We start from the raw sequence: 19024 nt of genomic DNA, 5'->3' as shown, positions 1-19024 counted from the left end.
GCTTTTTCGGCACATCGGTGTTGAGTTTAGGGCACACCCCGCCCTAAACTCACGCCAATGACGTCGATCCCGCCAGTTTCGGAATCGGAAGACCGCCCCCGCCGGTTCAGTCGGCTGTGGTGGCGTGAGCTTTTGAGGTCACGCTACGTCCTCGGCGGCGGCTATATCCTCGCGGCCATACTGACGGCCACCGGCGTCGGCCTGGCGTCGTCGCCACCCACCACCGGACCGATCGGCCCCGCCAGCACCGTGATCCTGGTGGTGCTGGGCTTCAACCTCGCCCTGATCCTCTGCATCGCCGCCATCGTCGGCTGGCGGCTGCTCGACCTGATCGACGCCCGCTCCAGCGACGCCGGCGCCCGCCTGCACCTGCGGTTCGTGGGCCTGTTCTCGGTGGCCGCTGTCGCCCCGGCCGTCATCGTCGCCCTGTTCTTCGGCGTGCTGGTCAATCGCGGCGTCGACGGCTGGTTCAGCAAGCGGGTGACGACCGTGGTCGAGAACTCGGCCACCGTTGCCCGCTCCTACGTGTCCGAGCAGACCAACTACATCAGCCAGCACATGGGCCCGATGGCGACGGTGCTGAACAGCGCTGCGCCGGCCATGGCCGAGTCGCCGGTCGCCTTCGGCCACTTCCTGAAGACCCTGGCCGAGGACAACGGCTTCTCGTCGGCCTATGTGCTCGACCGCGACGGCCGCATCCTGGCCCGCGCCGAGTCGCAGGACGCCCCGCCGTTCCTGGCCCCGCCGCCCTCCAGCTTCCGCTGGACCGACACCGGCGAGATCACCTCGCAGCGCTTCGTCTCCGAAGACCTGTTTCGGGCGCTCTACAAGCTGAAGGGCTTTCCGGATGGCTATCTCTACGTCGCCCGGCCGATCGACAAGGGCATCCTGGCTCACCTGATCGAGTCCGAGGAGTCGCTGATCTCCTATCGCGACGCCGCCGAGAACCGGGCGCGGATCCAGGCGATCTTCGGTCTCAGCTATGCCGAGACGGCGCTGCTGGTGCTGGTCGCGGCCGTCTGGGTCGGCATCGCCGCCGCCAATTCGATCGCCGCGCCCGTCTCGGGCCTGGTCCAGGCGGCGGGCCGAGTCTCGGCCGGCGACCTCGACGCGCGGGTCGACGCCGAGCTGGGGCCTGAGGAAATCCGGGCCTTGTCCAACGCCTTCAACATGATGACCGCCGATCTTCAGACTCAGCAGGCGGCCCTGAAGACCGCCAACCTGGACGCCGAGGCCCGCCGCCAGTTCATCGAGACGGTGCTCTCGGGCGTGAGCGCCGGCGTCATCAGCCTGGACGGGGCGGGGCGGATCTCGGCCCTCAACCGCCGGGCCGGCGAACTGCTGGCGCTCGACGACGCCGCGGTCGGCCAGGATCTGGTCGAGGCCGCGCCGGAATTTGCCGAAGTGCTGGAAGAGATCGGCCAGGGCCGTCCCAACGCCGAGGTCGAGATCGACGTCGTGCGCGGCGGCGAGACCCTGCGCCTGCGGGTGCGGGCCGCCGGCCACGCCGCCGAGGGCCAGGTCCTGACCTTCGACGACGTCACCCGCCTGATGGCCGCTCAGCGCAACGCCGCCTGGAAGGACGTCGCCCGCCGCATCGCCCACGAGATCAAGAACCCGCTGACCCCGATCCAGCTGTCGGCCGAGCGCATCCGCCGCAAGTACCGCAAGGACATCACCGGCGACCTCGAGACCTTCGACCGCTGCACCGACACCATCATCCGCCAGGTCGGCGACATCGGCCGGATGGTCGACGAGTTCTCGGCCTTCGCCCGCATGCCCGCGCCGCGCTTCGCCCCGGCCGACCTGGCCGAGCTGCTGCGGGCCGGCGTCTTCGCCCAGCGCGTGGTCGACGCCGACACCGACGTCGTCATCGACGAGCCGGGCGGGGCGGTGTGGGTCAATTGCGACATCCGCATGGTCGGCCAGGCCCTGACCAACATCCTCAAGAACGCCGGCGAAGCGGTCGGCGCGCGCCGCCTGGCCTCGCCCGAGCCCCGCGGCCGCATCGACGCGACCCTGGTCGCCGACGACGAGTCGCTTTGCATCGTCGTCGAGGACAACGGGGTGGGCCTGCCGGCCAAGGATCGCGACCGGCTGGCCGAACCCTATGTGACCACCCGCGAGAAGGGCACGGGCCTCGGCCTGGCCATCGTCAAGCGGATCATGGAGGACCATGGCGGCGAGTTGGTCCTCACCGACGCACACGGCCACGCCGGCGCGCGCGTCGTCCTGAAGTTCCCGGCGTCGGCGCGGCTCGCCGCCGCGCCTTCCGTCCACGGCGTAGAGGAGATGACATGAGCGCCGACGTGCTGGTGGTCGACGACGAGGTCGACATCCGCGATCTGGTCGCCGGGATCCTGGAGGATGAGGGCTACGCCGTGCGTACGGCCGCCGATTCCGACCAGGCCCTGGCGGCCATCCGCGCCCGCAAGCCGGCCCTGCTGGTCCTCGACATCTGGATGCAGGGCGGCGGCATGGACGGGCTCGAATTGCTCGACATGGTCAAGAGCCTGGATCCCGACCTGCCGGTGATCATGATCTCGGGCCACGGCAACATCGAGACCGCCGTCAGCGCCATCAAGCGCGGCGCCTACGAGTTCCTGGAGAAGCCGTTCAAGTCCGACCGGCTGCTGCTGATCGTCGAGCGCGCCCTGGAGGCGGCCAATCTCAAGCGCGAGAACCGCCGGCTGCGAGCCCAGAGCTTCGCCTCCGACGGCCTGATGGGCAAGTCGCAGGCCGCCCAGGCCCTGCGCCAGATGATCGCCAAGGTCGCCCCGGCCAACAGCCGCGTGCTGGTCGCCGGCCCGCCCGGCTCGGGCAAGGAACTGGTCGCCCGCCTGATCCACGGCGCCAGCGCCCGCACCAAGGCCGAGTTCGTGGCCGTCAGCGCCGCTGGCATGGCCCCCGAGCGCCTCGACGTCGAGCTGTTCGGCGAGGAGGGCGAGAACGGCCGTCCGCGCAAGATCGGCGTGTTCGAGCGGGCCCACGGCGGCACCCTCTATCTCGACGAAGTGGCCGACATGCCGCGCGAGACCCAGAGCCGCATCCTGCGGGTGCTGGTCGAGCAGCGCTTCCGCCGCGTCGGCGGCGACAACGACGTCCAGGTCGACGTGCGGGTGATCTCGTCCACGTCCCGGGATCTCCGCGAGGAGATCGCCGCCGGCCGCTTCCGCGAGGACCTGTTCCACCGCCTCAACGTGGTGCCGGTGCGCGTGCCGGGCCTGGCCGAGCGGCGCGAGGACATCCCCGAGCTGATCTCCTATTTCGTCGAACGCATCGCCGAGGCCACCGGCATGCAGCGCCGCCGCCTGGGCGAGGACGCCCTGGCGACCCTTCAGGTCCAAGCCTGGCCCGGCAACGTCCGCCAGCTGCGCAACAACGTCGAGCGCATGCTGATCCTGGCGGCCGGCGAGCCGGGCGACCTGATCACCGCCGAGATGCTGAACGCTTCGGAGCAGCCGGCCAGCGGCGGTTCGGGCGCGATCGGCGCCGAGCGGATCATCGCTTTGCCGCTGCGCGAGGCCCGCGAGCTGTTCGAGCGCGAATATCTCAACGCCCAGATCCTGCGGTTCGGCGGCAACATCTCGCGCACGGCCAACTTCATCGGCATGGAGCGCTCGGCCCTGCACCGCAAGCTGAAGTCCCTGGGCGTGGCCGGCGGCCGCGGCGAGGAAGAAGAGTAAGGACCCCGATGTCGCGTTTCGCTTACGTCAACGGCCGATTCGTGCGTCACGGCCAGGCCGCCGTCCACATCGAGGACCGCGGCTACCAACTGGCCGACGGGGTCTATGAAGTCTGGGCGGTGTTCGACGGCAAGCTGGCCGACGCCGCCGGCCACTTCGCCCGCCTGTGGCGCAGCCTCGACGAACTGCGCATCGCCCATCCGATGAGCGAGGCGTCCCTGACGATCGTGCTGCGCGAGGCCATCCGCCGCAACCAGGTGCGCGAGGGGCTGGTCTATCTGCAGGTCACCCGCGGCGTGGCCCGGCGCGACCACGCCTTCCCGAACCCGGCAGTGCCGCCGGCCGTGGTGATCACCGCCCGGTCGGTCGATCGCGTCGCCGCCGAGGCCAAGGCCGCCAAGGGCTCGGGCGTCGTCACCGTGCCCGAGAACCGCTGGGGCCGCTGCGATATAAAGACCATCGGCCTGCTGCCCAACGCCCTGGCCAAGCAGGCCGCTCGCGAGCACGGCGCCATCGAGGCCTGGTTCGTCGACGAGCTGGGCCTGGTCACCGAGGGCGCCTCGTCCAACGCCTGGATCGTCGACGCCGAGGGCCGCCTGCGCACCCGCGACACCCAGGCCAACATCCTGCGCGGCGTCACCCGGCTGACCCTGCTGGACGTCATCGCCGAGGCCGGCCTGCCGGTCGAAGAACGTCCCTTCACCGTCGAAGAGGCCAAGGCCGCCAAGGAGGCCTTCATCACCGGGGCCGGCAGCCTGGTCACGCCGATCGTCACGATCGACGGCGTCAAGGTCGGCGACGGAACGGTCGGGCCGGTGGCGAGCCGCCTGCGGGGCGCCTATATCGAGCGGGCCAAGGCGGGGGCGATCTAGTCCTGGTCGCCGCCATGCGTGCTTTATTTGCCGGGGGGACATGTCCAACGGCGAAAAATGCTCTAGCATGACCTTGTTTGTGTGGAGGGCGTGTTGCCTTCCGAAATCAACGATGAGGGGAATCCCCAATGTCCGCCGACAAGAAACAAAACCTTCAGGACACCTTCCTGAACAGCGTGCGCAAGTCCAAGACGCCGCTCACCATCTTCCTGGTCAACGGCGTGAAGCTGCAGGGCGTGGTCAGCTGGTTCGACAACTTCTGCGTTCTGCTGCGCCGCGACGGCCAGTCTCAACTGGTCTACAAGCACGCCATCTCGACGATCATGCCGGCTCAGCCTGTCCAGCTGTATGAGCCCAGCGCCGATCAAGACGACTAAGTCCAAGGCTCTTTTGTCCAAATCCACATCTAAGTCCCCCGATGGACTTATCGATCACGCCGACCCGATCCTGAAGGCGTTCGTGATCCACCCGGTGCGGCCTGCTCGTGGGCAGGCCGCTCTGGAAGCGCGTGACCCGAAAGCACGTCTGGAAGAAGCCGTCGGCCTCGCCGTCGCGCTCGATCTCGACGTCGTCGAAACGGCCATCGCGCCGTTGCGAACCGTCACGCCCGCCACCCTGTTCGGCAGCGGCAAGATCGCCGAGTTCAAGGCCATCTGCGAGGTCGAGCACATCGACGTCGCCGTGTTCGACGACCAGCTCACCCCCGTCCAGCAGCGCAATCTCGAGCGCGGCCTGGGGGTCAAGGTCGTCGACCGCACGGGCCTGATTCTCGAGATCTTCGCCCGCCGCGCCCGCACCCGTGAAGGCAAGCTGCAGGTCGAGCTGGCGAGGCTCGACTACGAGCGCTCGCGCCTCGTCCGCACCTGGACCCACCTTGAGCGTCAGCGGGGCGGCACCGGTAACACCGGCGGCCCCGGCGAAACCCAGATCGAGCTCGACCGCCGCCTGATCGCCGGCACCATCGGCAAGCTCAAGCGCGAGCTCGACGAGGTGCGCCGCACCCGCACCCTGCACCGCAGCGCCCGCAAGAAGGTCCCGTACCCGACGGTGGCTCTGGTCGGCTACACCAACGCCGGCAAGTCGACCCTGTTCAACCGCCTGACCAATGCTGAGGTCGTGGCCCAGGACATGCTGTTCGCCACGCTCGACCCGACCCTGCGGACGGTCAAGCTGCCCGACGGCCGCCCGGCCATCCTGTCCGACACCGTCGGCTTCATCTCCGACCTGCCGCACGAACTGGTCGAGGCCTTCCGCGCCACCCTCGAGGAAGTGCAGGAGGCCGACGTGGTGCTGCACGTCCGCGACGTCGCCAACCCCGACACCGATGCTCAGGCCCGCGACGTCCAGTCGGTGCTGAACGAGCTGAAGGTCACGGCCGATGAGGGCAAGACCGTCGTCGAGGTCTGGAACAAGATCGACCTGGTCGAGGGCGAGGAACGCGAGATCCTCGAAGGCCGCGCCAAGCGTTCCGACGCCTCGGCGGTCTCGGCCGTCACCGGCGAGGGCTGCCCCGAGCTGCTCAAGCGCGTCGGCGGCCTGATCGACGACACCCCGCCGATGGCCCTGCGCCTGACCCCGGCCGACGGCGAAGCCCTGGCCTGGATCTACCGCAACGGCCGGGTAACCGAGCGCATCGACCAGGAAGACGGCGAGATCCGCCTCGTGGCCCGCCTGGACCCGCAGGCGCTGGGGCGGTTCGAGCGGCAGTTCCCGACGGTGTGGGTGATGCCGATCGGGGAGTAGAACCTGTCCCTCTCCCGGAGGGGAGAGGGAGGGGCCCATTGCAAAGCAATGGGAGGGTGAGGGGTGACGGAGCCGACGTCGTGCCGGCACGCCGGCTCACGGCGTAACCCCTCATCCGGCGCTTCGCGCCACCTTCTCCCTCTGGGAGAAGGGCTACTTGCGCTCAGCCGCCTTCGCCGCGTCCCAAAGCCCGTCCATCTCCGCCAGGTCCGACTGATCTGGCGTGCGCCCGTCCTTGGCCAGTTCCGCCTCGATGAAGGCGAAGCGGCGGGCGAACTTGGCGTTGGTGGCGCGCAGGGCGTCCTCGGGCTCGACGTCGAGCTTGCGGGCCAGGTTGGCGCAGACGAACAGGATGTCGCCCAGCTCCTCGCGGGCCTTGGCCTGGTCGCCGGCCTCGATCTCGACCTGCAGTTCGGCGACTTCCTCGGCCAGCTTGGCCAGCACCTCGTCGGTCGAGGGCCAGTCGAAGCCGACGCGCGCGGCGCGCTTGGTCAGCTTCACGGCGCGGGTCAGGGCGGGCAGGCCGGCCGGCACGTCGTCCAGCACGCCGCCCTTCTTCTTGGCCTTGCGCTCCTGGGCCTTCAGCTCTTCCCAACCGGCCTTCTGATCGGCCAGATCGTCATAGGCGTGGTCGCCGAACACGTGCGGGTGGCGGCGGATCATCTTGTCGGAGATCGACTGGGCCACGTTCGCCAGGTCGAAGGCACCTTGCTCTTCGGCCATGCGCGAATGGAACACCACCTGCAGCAGCAGGTCGCCCAGCTCTTCCTTCAGGTCGGCCAGATCGTTCCGCTCGATGGCGTCGGCGACCTCGTAGGCTTCCTCGACCGTGTAGGGGGCGATGGTGGCGAAGGTCTGCTCCACGTCCCACGGGCAGCCGTGGAGCGGATCGCGCAGGCGGGCCATGATCTCCACCAGGGTGAAGAGCGGATGCTCCTCACTCGGCTGGAGAGGGCGCGGGGCGGGCGTCGGGGCGGCGGTCATGGGAGCTCGTGTCTGCGGCGGCGTTGGCGGCCTCGGCGGCGTCGCGCGCGTCCAGTTGGGCGCGGATCTCGGCGTGGCGTCTGGCGTCCAGCGGATAGCGCACGATGATCAGGCAGACCAGCACCCCCAGCGCGGCCGGCACCGCGGTGTAGAGCGTCACCAGCGCCGCATCGCCCTGAGCGCTGGGCACCTTGGGGTCGAAGCCGAGCTTTTCCAGCACCAGGAAGACGCCGATGGCCAGGGCGAAGCCCAGCTTCACCGTGCCATTGACCACGGCATAGAGCAGGCCGGTGCGGTCGATACCGGTATTGAGCCGCTCCTCGTCGCCAATGTCGGCCATCATCGAGCGCACCAGCAGCGGCGCGGCGGAGTAGGGCAGGCCGGCCAGCACCAGCACGGCCACGCCGAACAGGTTCATGCCCGAGGGGGTCAGGATCGCGGCCATCTGGAAGACGGCGTACATGACCCCGGCGATCGCCAGCGCCCGGTGCTTGCCCAGGGTCTTGGCCAGCCACGGCCAGAGCGGCGCGCCGGCCAGGGCGGCGACGAAATAGATCAGCAGCAGGATCCCGGCCTGATCCTTGGGGATGCCCTTGATCCGCTCGAAGAAGAAGAAGAACAGCGCCCCGCCGATGCCCGGCGCCAGGCCCATCAGCAGGTCGGCCGCCAGCAGCTTCTGCACGCTCGGGCGCTTGAGCAGGCCCAGATACTGCTTGAGGCCGGCCTCGTGGCGCTGGGGCGGGGCGGCCGGCTCGCCGACGACCACGCTGGCCAGCAGCGCCGTCAGCGGCGTCAGCACGATGATGAACCAGCCCATGGCCGCGATGCCCGCGGCGTGGTCGCCCTTGAAGGCGAAGGCGACCAGCGGCGGCAGCAGCAGGACCAGGATCATGCCGATCACGTTGCCGGCGCTCCAGAACCCGTAGATCCGCGAGCGTTGCTGGTAGTCTGGCGACAGCACCGCGCCCCACGCCGTCTGCGCCAGCACCGCCATCGAGTAGCCGACATAGACGACGATCAGCCACGACCACAGGAAGATCGGCCCGATCCCGGGCTTGGCCATGAACAGGGCGTAGGACGCGGCCATCAGCAGCGGGGCGCTGGCGATCAGCCAGGGGCGGAAGCGGCCCCAGCGGGTGCGGGTGCGGTCCATCAGGCCGCCGAGGATCGGATCCAGGATGATGTCGGCCAGCCGCACCAGCAGGAAGGCGGTCCCGACGACCGACAGCGAAAGGCCCAGCTCGCTGACGTAATATTCGGGCAGATAGACCACCAGCGGCAGGCCAAGGCCCGCCAGCGGCAAGGTCGGCGACGCATAGGCGGCCAGGACGGCGTTGGATCGTCGCGGCTCGGCGGTCATGCGTACTCCCCTGGCGCATCTGTGGGCGCTTGCGCGATCAGACGCTGCGTCGAGAGATCTGGCAAGCCGGGCGCCGCGTGGGCGGCGGGTCAGTCGCGGCTCAGGCTGCCGTCGCCGATGCGGCGGGCCAGGCGTGCGAAAGCGATCTGGGCGTCGGTCCAGGTGACCTTGCCGGCCGATTGGGCGATGTCGGTCTGATACCAGCTGTAGCGGATCGGCGTGCGCACGCCGTCGGGGCCGACATAGTCGCCGGAGATCCGCGCGCCGCCCACGCCGAAGCTCTCCAGCGACAGGCCCGGCTTGGCGCCGAGTTGACGGAAGGTCGGGCGGTTGGGCTCGGCGTCTTCGATGACCAGGGTCAGGCGCCCGCCTTCTGCCGCAAGGGCGCCCTTGTGCGCCAGTCGGCGCTCGACCGTGCGCTTGAGATCGGCGCTCAGGAAGTCGAACTCGCGCGCGCCGAGCACGTCGGCCTTGGCGGCGAGGTCCGGGCCGATGCTCACCTCCACCACGGAGACCGTCGGCGGCGCGGCCGAAGCAGCGGCGGGCAGGGCGAGCGCGGCGACGGCGAACACGAGACGCAGCATGGGGAAGCTCCTGAACGTCGATCTAATGTGGAGCCGCCGTCACTCCAGCGCCAGTCCTGGGGCGCGCCAGAACGAAAACCAGCCAGGCCAGCAGGGCCGATAGCAGAGAGCCCGCCAGCACGCCGATCTTGGTCTCTTCGCGTAGGATCTCTGCGTCGAAGGCCAGGGTGTTGATGAACAGGCTCATGGTGAAGCCGACGCCGCATAGCACCGCCACGCCGTAGAGGTGAGCCCAGGTCGCGCCGGAAGGCTTGCGCGCCAGGCCGAGAGCGATGGCCGCCGCGCTGAAGGCGAAGACGCCCGCCTGCTTGCCGATGAAGAGGCCCAGCGCCGCTCCGAGTGTCGCCGGCGCTGCCAGCGCGGAGGCGTCCAGCCCGCCCAGCGCCACCCCGGCGTTGGCGAAGCCGAACACCGGCACGATCAGATAGGCGACCCAAGGGTTCAGACCATGCTCCAGCCGGTGCAGCGGCGAGCGGCCGTGGTCGGGCGACAGCGGAATGGTCATGGCCAGCAGCACCCCGGCCAGGGTGGCGTGGATCCCGGACTTCAGGAACAGCACCCACAGCACAGCGCCCAGCAGCAGGTAGGGCCACAGCGCCGTCACCTTCAGTCGGTTCAGCGCGACCAGAGCCGCCAGCACGACGGCCGCGCCGCCCAGCGCCCACAGCGTCAGGTGGTCGGTATAGAAGAAGGCGATGATCAGGATGGCGCCCAGGTCGTCGATGATCGCCAGGGCCGCCAGGAAGATCTTCAGCGTCCCCGGCACGCGCGGGCCCAGCAGCGACAGCACTCCCAGGGCGAAGGCGATGTCGGTCGCCGCCGGGATCGCCCAGCCGGCCCGGACGTCCGGCGCATCGCGGGCGACCAGCAGGTAGACCAGGGCCGGCACGATCATCCCGCCTAGGGCCGCGACGCCGGGCAGGGCGCGGCGAGACCAGGTCGACAGCTCGCCGGCCACGACCTCGCGCTTGATCTCCAGCCCGACCAGCAGGAAGAACACCGCCATCAGGCCGTCGTTGATCCAGTGCTCGACCGACAGCGGGCCGAGATAGGCGTGCAGGGCGTGGAAATAGCCGTCGGCCAACGGCGAGTTGGCCACGACCAGGGCCGCGGCCGCCGCGATCATCAGCAGCACCCCGCCGGCGGCTTCGCTGCGAAGGAAGGCGCGCAGGGCGGATACGGAGGGCATGGCGGCTCCCGGCTGGATTCGTCCCGCGCAGTCTGGCCGCCGGTGACGGCCGGGGCCAGGGAAACCGGTCAGGGCAGCCCAGCGATGCGGGCGATGGCGGCGATGTCGAGCGACCGCTCCAGGAACTGCGCGATCTCGTCGAGCGCCGCATCGACCCGCGCCGACTGGTCCTGGCCGTCGGCGGCGACGCCGAGCGGGGCGAGCAGGGCGGTTCGCGCCGAAGCCTTGTCGAACAGGCCGTGCACGTAGCCGCCGGCGATCCGGCCGTCGGCCGATACGGCGCCGTCGGGACCGTGGCCGTCGATCGTCAGCAACGGCCGCTGCGTGCCGGCGCCGGTCGTGCGGCCGACATGGATCTCGTAACCTTCGAACGCCGCGCCCTCGGCCAGTCGCCCGTTGACGGGCCGCACCGTCTTGTCGCCGGCCAGCACCGTATCGACGTCGAGCAGGCCAAGGCCCGGCGCCGAACCCGGCGGGCCCTCGACGCCGCCCGGATCGCTCACCGTCCGCCCCAGCATCTGGTAGCCGCCGCAGACGCCTAGCACCCGCCCGCCGCGCCGGGCGTGGGCGAGGATATCGACGTCCCAGCCCTGGGCGCGCAGGAAGGCCAGGTCCGCCAGCGTCGCCTTGGTCCCCGGCAGGATCACCAGGTCGGCGTCGGCCGGCAGCACGCCGCCGGGCGGCAAGAACGTCAGATCGATGGCCGGATCGTTCCGCAGCGGGTCGAAGTCGTCGAAATTGGCGATCCGCGACAGCATCGGCACGACCAGCTTGGCGCGGCGACCTTCCGAAGCCGCCGCCGGCCGCTCCAGCACCACGGCGTCTTCCGCTGGCAGGAAGCGCACCGGCGGCAGCCACGGCACGAGGCCCAGGTCCGGCCAGCCGGTCCGCTCGACCACATCGCGCCGGCCGTCGTCGAACAGCGCCGGATCGCCCCGGAACTTGTTGATGATGAAGCCCTTGATCCGCGCCCGATCGGCCTCGTCGAGCACCAGGTGGGCGCCAGCCAGGGCCGCGATCACATGCCCCCGGTCGATGTCGCCGACCAGGGCCACGGGCACGTCGGCGGCATGGGCGAAGCCCATGTTTGCGATATCGCCCTTGCGCAGGTTGGTCTCGGCCGGGCTGCCGGCGCCTTCGATCAGCACAAGATCGGCCTCGGCGGCCAGGCGGCGATAGCTGTCCAGCGTCGTGGCCAAGAGGTCCGGCTTCAGGTCCTGGAACGCCCGGGCCTTGTAGGCGCCCACCACGCGGCCCTGGACCACCACCTGGGCGCCGATGTCGCTCTGCGGCTTCAGCAGCACCGGGTTCATGTGGACGCTGGCCGGCGTGCGGCAGGCCACGGCCTGCAGCGCCTGGGCCCGGCCGATTTCGCCGCCGTCGGCGGTGACGGCCGCATTGTTGGACATGTTCTGCGGCTTGAACGGCCGCACCACGAGCCCGCGATTGGCGAAAAGTCGGCACAGCCCCGCGACCAGGGTCGATTTGCCGACGTCGGAGCCGCAGCCCTGGATCATCAAGGAAGCCATGGTCTCCGCGCCTAAAGCCGTCAGCAGCTTCGGTCAATCGATGCGGCGGCGCTGGCGCGCGGCCCCGGCGCGCTCTATATCGGCGACCGCATGACCATCGATCACGACGCCCGCCTCCGGCGGCTGAAGTTTCGGGCCTGGCACCGCGGCTTTCGTGAAGCGGACCTCATTCTGGGGCCGTTCGCGGATACGCATGGCCCGAACCTGACCCCCGACCAGCTCGACGTGCTGGAAGCCCTGCTCGAACAGTCGGATCGCGAGATCTACGCCTGGATCGTCGGCCAGGAGGCCACGCCCGAGGCTTTCGAGACCGAGATCATGGCCATGATCCGCAAGTTCCGCTTCGAGGCCCGCGACTCGCGGCCCATCGGTGACGGCGCTTAGGCGGCGACGGCGCCTGAACCAATTGCGTCCTGGCGACTTATCCGTCGCCCATAGTTGAAGAGCAGCATGGCCTACGACGCCAAACAGATCGCCAAGGCCGCCGGCGGCCTGACCCTGGCCGGGGCCCCGGAGGGCTTCGACGCCCTGGTGATGGCCGACGTCGCCCGCGCCCGCGGCGGCCTGACGGCGTTCGTCGCCCGCGACACCGCCCGGGCCAGCGCCTTCATCGACGCCCTGAAGTTCTTTGCTCCCGAGATCGAGGCGGTGCTGCTGCCCTCGTGGGACTGCCTTCCCTACGACCGCATCGGCCCTTCGGCCGGCGTCGCCGCCACCCGCATGTGCACCCTGCACCGCCTGGCCAATGGCCTGGGCCAGGGCAAGCCGGCCATGCTGGTCGTCGCTGCGCCGGCCCTGCTGCAGCGCGTGCCGACCAAGGAGGTCCTGCTCCGCGCCAGCTACAGCGCCAAGGTCGGCCAATCGGTCGATATCAAGGACCTGGAGCGCTATTTCGCCGTCAACGGCTACGCCCGCGCCTCCACCGTCTCCGAGCGCGGCGAGTTCGCCATCCGCGGCGGCGTCATCGACGTCTATCCGTCCTCGGCCGAGGAGCCGGTGCGGCTGGACCTGTTTGGCGACACGCTGGAAAGCATCCGCGCCTTCGATCCTGAGACCCAGCGCTCGACCAAGCAGCTGAAGTCGATCGAGCTCTTGCCGGTCAGCGAGGCCCTGCTCGACGCCGACGCCGTGTCGCGCTTCCGCGGCTCCTACGTTCGCCTGTTCGGCGCGCCGGGCGATGATCCGCTCTACGCGGCGGTCAGCGACGGCGGCCGCCGCGCCGGCATGGAGCACTGGCTGCCGCTGTTCTACGAGCGGATGGCGACGATCTTCGACTACCTGCCGGCCGGCGCCCTGGTCGGCGTCGACCACCAGGCCGCCGAGGCCCGCGACGAGCGCCTGGCGATGATCGCCGACGCCTACGACGCCCGCGCCGCCGCCGATCGCAAGTCGGCCTATCGCCCGCTGGAGCCGCGCGCCCTCTACCTGACGGCCCAGGAGTGGGACGAGGCGCTGTCCGACCGTCCGCACCGCCAGTTCACGCCGTTCCAGCCCCAGGGCCTCGACGTCGTCGACATGGGCGCGAAGCTGGGCCGCACCTTCGCCGCCGAGCGCGCCCAGGACAGCGTCAACCTGTTCGAGGCCACCGCCGACCACGCCAAGAAGCTGGCGGGGGAGGGGAAACGCGTCCTCTTCGCCTCGTGGTCGGAAGGCTCGTCCGAGCGCCTCGGGACCATGCTGTCGGACCACGGCCTGAAGAAGGTGCCGTTCGCCGGCTACTGGCAGGCGGCCAAGGCCAACGATCCGAAGGTCCCGCAACGCGTCGTCCTGCCGCTCGACAGCGGCTTCGAGACCGAGAGCCTGGCGGTCATCTCCGAGACCGATATCCTCGGGGATCGCCTGGCCCGTCCGCGCAAGAAGCGCCGCGCCGCCAACTTCCTGGCCGAGGCCTCGGCCCTTACCCCAGGCGACCTCGTCGTTCACATCGATCACGGCATCGGCCGCTACGAAGGCCTGAAGACCCTCGACGTCCAGGGCGCGCCGCACGACTGCCTAGACCTGATGTATGGCGGCGAGGCCAAGCTCTACCTGCCGGTCGAGAACATCGACCTGCTCACCCGCTACGGCGCCGACGGCGAGAACGTCCAGCTCGACAAGCTGGGCGGCGCGGCCTGGCAGGGCCGCAAGGCCAAGGCGAAGGAGCGCCTGCGGATCATGGCCGAGGGCCTGATCCAGATCGCCGCCGCCCGCTCGCTGAAGTCGGTGGAGGAGACCGATCCGCCGTCGGGCGTGTTCGACGAGTTCTGCGCCCGCTTCCCCTACGAGGAGACGGACGACCAGCTCAACGCCATCCACGACGTGCTGGAAGACCTGTCGTCGGGCAAGCCGATGGACCGCCTGATCTGCGGCGATGTCGGCTTCGGCAAGACGGAAGTCGCCCTGCGGGCCGCCTTCGTCGTGGCCATGAGCGGCAAGCAGGTGGCCATCGTCTGCCCGACGACCCTGCTGGCCCGCCAGCACTACAAGACCTTCAAGGAGCGCTTCCAGGGCTGGCCGATCAAGGTCACCCGCCTGTCGCGACTGGTCACCGGCAAGGAGGCCGCCGACACCCGCGAGGGCCTGGCCAACGGTCAGCTGGAAATCGTCGTCGGCACGCACGCGGTGCTGTCGAAGCAGGTCGCCTTCAAGGACCTGGGCCTCGTGATCGTCGACGAGGAGCAGCACTTCGGGGTCAAGCACAAGGAGAAGCTCAAGGAGCTTCGCGCCGACGTGCACATGCTGACCCTGACCGCGACGCCGATCCCGCGCACTCTGCAAATGGCGCTGTCGGGCATCCGGGAGATGTCGATCATCGCCACCCCGCCGGTCGATCGCCTGGCGGTGCGCACCTACATCACCCCCTTCGACGCCGTCACCGTGCGCGAGGCCCTGCTGCGCGAGAAGTATCGCGGCGGCCAGGCCTATTACGTCGTGCCGCGCCTGAAGGACCTTGAGGACATCGAGAAGTTCCTCCGCACCCAGGCGCCGGAGATCAAGTACGTCGTCGGCCACGGCCAGATGAGCGCCACCCAGCTGGAAGAGGTGATGACCGCCTTCTACGAGGGGCAGTATGACGTGCTGCTCGCCACGACGATCGTCGAGAGCGGGCTCGATATCCCGTCGGCCAACACCCTGGTCGTGCACCGCGCCGACATGTTCGGCCTGGCCCAGCTCTACCAGATCCGCGGCCGCGTCGGCCGCTCCAAGGCCCGCGCCTACGCCTATCTGACGACGCCGGCCGAGAAGCAGATCACCCTGTCGGCCGAGAAGCGCCTGAAGGTGCTGCAATCGCTCGACAGCCTGGGCGCCGGCTTCCAACTGGCCAGCCACGACCTCGACCAGCGCGGCGGCGGCAACCTGCTCGGCGACGAGCAGAGCGGCCACATCAAGGAGATCGGCGTCGAGCTGTACCAGCAGATGCTGGAGGACGCCGTGGCGGCCCTGCGCGAACGCCAGGGCGCCGAGGCCCTGCTGGAGGACCGCGCCTGGTCGCCGCAGATCAATACCGGCGCGGCCGTGATGATCCCCGACGACTACGTGCCCGACCTCAATGTGCGCCTGTCGCTGTACCGCCGCCTGTCGGAAGCCGAGAAGGCAGCAGACCGCGAGGCCCTGGCCGCCGAGATGATCGACCGCTTCGGCCCGCTGCCGGCCGAAACCGACTCCTTGCTCAAGGTCGTCGGCATCAAGGGCATGTGCCGCGAGGCCAATGTCGGCAAGATCGACGTCGGCCCCAAGGGCGCGGTGCTCAGCTTCCGCAACGACGAGTTCGCCAACCCGCTGGCCCTGATGCAGTTCATCGGCAAGAACAGCCTGATCTGGAAGGCCCGTCCCGACCAGAAGGTCGTCGTCAAAGGCGAATGGGACAAGCCGGCGCAGCGTCTCGACGCGGCCGAGAAGATCCTGGCGCAGCTGGTGAAGTTGGCGAAGGCCTAGGGCGGCGCATCGGCGTCGCCCCAGGGCTCAAATGCCCAGCAGGCTGACCTCTTGGTCGAGCGTGCTGTCCAGCCAGGTCGCCAGGCTTTCGAAGAGGTCCGCCAGCTGGAAATAGAGCAGGGGATTGCGTGCGAATTCCTGCCTGATCTCGCCGGCTTCATACCCGCAAGAACCGTTGATGAACGGTGGCGAGAACGTATCGAACCGCCGCGACAGCAGGCGACGAGGGCTCGCGAGAGCGGCCGCGTAGCGAAGCCTGCGCAGGCGGGCCTTCTCCCGCCGCAGCGCCTCGATGAAGGCGACACGGGCTTCGGCCGGTATGAGGCTTGCCCCATAGCGGGCGTAAGGATGCATCTGCGGCCAGGCTCGGCGCAAAGGCGGCTCCAGGAAGTCGAAGGCGCCTTCGCTGACGACCAGACTCTCGCTTAGCGTGTCGGGCCATGCGCCGACCGCGAACTGGTAGGTCGTCCCGGTGGCCATCCCAAAATGGCGGCGGATGCGGAAATCGAGCTTGATAGGTCCCGTCCAGCTGGAAAGCTGGGTCCCGTCGTATCGGTGACGGCGCCACCATTCCCGGCGGCTATGGAAGTCCCACATGATTTGATTGCGCGGCTGAGGCGCTGGTTTCCAGATACCCCGGATTTTTCACGGCCGCGTGCGCGATGCAAGCGCCGGGGCGCCAGATTGTCGCAGGTTAACCTCGGTTAAAGCGCCGTTAGGAATCGACCTCCACAACCAAGCTAGGGCTCGGGCTGCGGAGATTCTCTTATGAAGGCGTTCGGTCGGCTGACCATCGCGTGGAAGCTGGTGACGGTGGCGGGTCTCGCCATTGGCCTGCTGTTGATCGCGGCCGCCTTGGCGGTGTCGATGCACACCTCCGGCATCGTCGCGGGCCTGACGCACCGCTATGCCGACGCCGTGGCCGACGACGCCATCGAGCAGATCCGCACCGAGATCGGCCGCGTCGAGGCGACCTCGCGCTCGACCGCCGGCTCGATCGCCGCCGCCCATCAGGCCGGCCTGCGCGACCGCAAGACCTATATCGAGATGCTGCGGCCCCAGGCCGACGCCACGCCCATCGTCATGGGCAGCTGGTTCATGGCCGCCCCCAACGCCCTGGACGGCCGCGACGCCGAGTTCGCCGGCCAGACCGACATGGGCGCCAACCCCGACGGCAGCTTCACCCCGTACTGGGTGCACGCCGACGGCAAGGTGGTGTTCCAGCCGCTCAACGAAGGCAACGAATACACCCAGCCCTACTACACGATCCCGCGCGACACCCATAAGGCGGCCCTGCTGGAGCCCTATCCCTACGTGGTGGCCGGCAAGACCGAGCTGATGACCTCGGTGGTCTATCCGGCCATGGTCGGCGGCCAGTTCCTCGGCGCGACCGGCGTCGACCTGTCGCTGGACGGCGTCTCCAAGCGCCTCGAACAACTGAAGCCTCTGGGCGGCGGCCGCGTCATGCTGCTGTCGGCGGCCGGCAAGTGGGTGGCCCACCCCGACGCCGACAAGCGCACCACGGCCTATGCCGACGCCGGCGCCGACAAGGTCAAGGCCGCCCTGAGCGGCGGCGAGGCCGCGCTGTTCGGCGGGGTCAAGGTCGGCGACGAGGAGATGGAGCGCATGATCCGCCCCATCGCCATGCCGGAGCTCAACACCACCTGGGTTCTGGTCATGGACGTGCCGCGCTCGGCCATCACCGGCCCTGCCAATCGCCTGGCCATGATCCTGTTCATCGGCGGCCTGGTGATCACCGCCGCCGTGCTGCTGTCCCTATTCCTCGCCAGCGCCAGCCTGGTGCGCAAGCCGCTGTCGGGTCTGACCCAGTCGGTCGACGCCCTCAGCGCCGGCCGTTACGACCAGGAAGTGCCCGGCGTGACCGGCGGCGACGAGATCGGCGCCATCGCCCGCGCCCTCGACGGCTTCCGCCACGACCTGGCCGATGGCCAGCGCCGCCGCGCCGAGCAGGAGGCCGAACGCGCCGCCGCCGAGATCGAGCGCCAGCGCCACGCCGAAGAGGCCGAGGCCTTCGCCAAGGCCCAGGCCGCCGCCGTCGCCACCCTCGGCGAAGGCATGGAGAAGCTGGCCGACGGCGACCTGATCTGGCGCATGCGCGAAGACGGCTTCGCCGGCGACGCCCGCAAGATGCCGCGCGACTTCAACGCCGCCGTCGAGAGCCTGCAGCAGACCATGGCCGGCATCCTGTCGGCCGCCCAGAGCATCCGCACCGGCTGCGCCGAGATCAGCCACGCTTCGGACGACCTGGCCCAGCGCACCGAGCGCCAGGCCGCGGGCCTGGAGCAGACCGCCGCCGCCCTCGACCAGATCACCGCCACCGTGCGCAAGAGCTCGGACGGCGCCGAGCGCGCCCGTCAGGTCACCGAAAGCGCCAAGGCCAACGCCGAGAAGAGCGGCCGCGTCGTCCGCGAGGCTGTCCAGGCCATGGGCGGCATCGAGAAGTCGTCGCAGTCGATCACCCAGATCATCGGCGTCATCGACGAGATCGCCTTCCAGACCAACCTCCTGGCCCTCAATGCCGGCGTCGAAGCCGCGCGGGCCGGCGAGGCTGGACGTGGTTTCGCGGTCGTCGCCCAGGAAGTTCGCGCGCTCGCCCAGCGCAGCGCCGACGCCGCCAAGGAAATCAAGGGCCTGATCCGCGCCTCCACTGACGAGGTCGGCAAGGGCGTGCGCCTGGTCGGCGAGACCGGCGAGACCCTGCAGCAGATCATGGAGCAGGTCTCGGAGATCAACGCCCTGGTCGGCGAGATCGCCTCGTCGGCCAAGGAGCAGGCCGTGGGCCTGGCCGAGGTCAATGTCGCCGTCAACCAGATGGATCAGGTGACCCAGCAGAACGCGGCCATGGTCGAGCAGTCGACCGCCGCCAGCCACGCCCTGTCCAGCGAGGCCGCCGAGCTCGAACGCCTCATCGGCCGTTTCCAGGTCGGCGCCGAGGTTCGCGACCTGCGTCCGCGCGAGGCGCCCCGCCAACCCGCCGCGCCGCGCCGCGAAGCCTTCCGCGACCGCTACGTCCAGGGCGCCAACGCCTTGAAGGTCGCCCCGCAATCGCGTCCGGGCGACTGGGAAGAATTCTGATCTTGTCCCGTTTCGGGCCGCGCCCGAAATGATAAGGTGAAGCTTGGACAAAAGGTCGTGCGCGGG

The 19024-nt window shown here is 69.5% G+C and carries 14 protein-coding genes; 8 read left to right on the top strand and 6 right to left on the bottom strand.

Going from position 1 to position 19024, the window contains the following annotated elements; translation table 11 throughout:
- The first annotated feature begins 57 nt into the window (after positions 1-57).
- The 5 genes from I4Q42_RS08555 (at position 58) to hflX (ending at position 6301) form a co-directional block, all read left to right on the top strand.
- Entirely contained in the window at positions 58-2301 is a 2244-nt protein-coding gene (locus I4Q42_RS08555; protein WP_198575648.1) for a sensor histidine kinase NtrY-like, read from the top strand.
- The gene (gene ntrX, locus I4Q42_RS08550) at positions 2298-3686 is read left to right on the top strand and encodes a nitrogen assimilation response regulator NtrX (RefSeq protein ID WP_198575647.1); all 1389 of its coding nucleotides are present in this window, start codon (positions 2298-2300) and stop codon (positions 3684-3686) included. Before I4Q42_RS08555 ends, ntrX begins: the two co-directional genes overlap by 4 nt.
- Positions 3687-3694: 8 nt before the next feature.
- Positions 3695-4558, top strand: a complete 864-nt coding sequence (locus tag I4Q42_RS08545) for a D-amino-acid transaminase (protein ID WP_198575646.1) — start codon at positions 3695-3697, stop codon at positions 4556-4558.
- Positions 4559-4686: 128 nt separating this feature from the next.
- A complete protein-coding gene (gene hfq, locus I4Q42_RS08540; protein WP_058348899.1) occupies positions 4687-4935 on the top strand; it encodes an RNA chaperone Hfq in 249 nt (82 codons plus the stop codon).
- Positions 4936-4948: 13 nt separating this feature from the next.
- The gene (gene hflX / locus I4Q42_RS08535; RefSeq protein WP_198575645.1) at positions 4949-6301 is read left to right on the top strand and encodes a GTPase HflX; all 1353 of its coding nucleotides are present in this window, start codon (positions 4949-4951) and stop codon (positions 6299-6301) included.
- 153 nt (positions 6302-6454) lie between these two features.
- Here hflX and mazG read toward each other — a convergent pair whose 3' ends face one another.
- The 5 genes from mazG to I4Q42_RS08510 all read right to left on the bottom strand — a co-directional run bounded on the left by mazG (position 6455) and on the right by I4Q42_RS08510 (position 11947).
- Entirely contained in the window at positions 6455-7285 is an 831-nt protein-coding gene (mazG, locus tag I4Q42_RS08530) for a nucleoside triphosphate pyrophosphohydrolase (protein ID WP_198575644.1), read from the bottom strand.
- The gene (locus I4Q42_RS08525; RefSeq protein ID WP_198575643.1) at positions 7239-8645 is read right to left on the bottom strand and encodes an MFS transporter; all 1407 of its coding nucleotides are present in this window, start codon (positions 8643-8645) and stop codon (positions 7239-7241) included. Before I4Q42_RS08525 ends, mazG begins: the two co-directional genes overlap by 47 nt.
- A gap of 89 nt (positions 8646-8734) precedes the next feature.
- On the bottom strand, positions 8735-9229 hold the full coding sequence (locus I4Q42_RS08520) for a hypothetical protein (protein WP_198575642.1): 495 nt from the start codon (positions 9227-9229) through the stop codon (positions 8735-8737).
- Positions 9230-9251: 22 nt separating this feature from the next.
- Positions 9252-10418, bottom strand: coding sequence for a Na+/H+ antiporter NhaA (gene nhaA / locus I4Q42_RS08515; protein ID WP_198575641.1), 1167 nt, complete (start codon positions 10416-10418; stop codon positions 9252-9254).
- A gap of 68 nt (positions 10419-10486) precedes the next feature.
- Positions 10487-11947, bottom strand: coding sequence for a cobyric acid synthase (locus tag I4Q42_RS08510; RefSeq protein WP_198575640.1), 1461 nt, complete (start codon positions 11945-11947; stop codon positions 10487-10489).
- Positions 11948-12037: 90 nt separating this feature from the next.
- Between I4Q42_RS08510 and I4Q42_RS08505 the strand changes: the two genes are divergently transcribed.
- Both I4Q42_RS08505 and mfd read left to right on the top strand, forming a co-directional pair.
- Positions 12038-12331 (top strand): FAD assembly factor SdhE, encoded by a 294-nt coding sequence (locus I4Q42_RS08505; RefSeq protein WP_198575639.1) that lies wholly within the window; start codon positions 12038-12040, stop codon positions 12329-12331.
- 66 nt (positions 12332-12397) lie between these two features.
- Positions 12398-15862: a transcription-repair coupling factor gene (mfd, locus tag I4Q42_RS08500; protein ID WP_198575638.1), complete on the top strand. Its 3465-nt coding sequence runs from the start codon at positions 12398-12400 to the stop codon at positions 15860-15862.
- 27 nt (positions 15863-15889) lie between these two features.
- Here mfd and I4Q42_RS08495 read toward each other — a convergent pair whose 3' ends face one another.
- Positions 15890-16459 (bottom strand): hypothetical protein, encoded by a 570-nt coding sequence (locus tag I4Q42_RS08495; RefSeq protein ID WP_198575637.1) that lies wholly within the window; start codon positions 16457-16459, stop codon positions 15890-15892.
- 171 nt (positions 16460-16630) lie between these two features.
- On the opposite strand from I4Q42_RS08495, the gene I4Q42_RS08490 reads away from it, so the two are divergent.
- Complete coding sequence (locus I4Q42_RS08490; protein ID WP_198575636.1) at positions 16631-18958, top strand: methyl-accepting chemotaxis protein; 2328 nt, start codon at positions 16631-16633, stop codon at positions 18956-18958.
- Positions 18959-19024: the final 66 nt, after the last annotated feature.

Origin of the sequence: Caulobacter hibisci (genome assembly GCF_016135805.1) — a bacterium.
In the GTDB taxonomy this organism is placed as follows: domain Bacteria; phylum Pseudomonadota; class Alphaproteobacteria; order Caulobacterales; family Caulobacteraceae; genus Caulobacter; species Caulobacter hibisci.
Note: the sequence above shows the minus strand (reverse complement) of the source record. Positions and strands in the feature narration are given on the sequence as shown.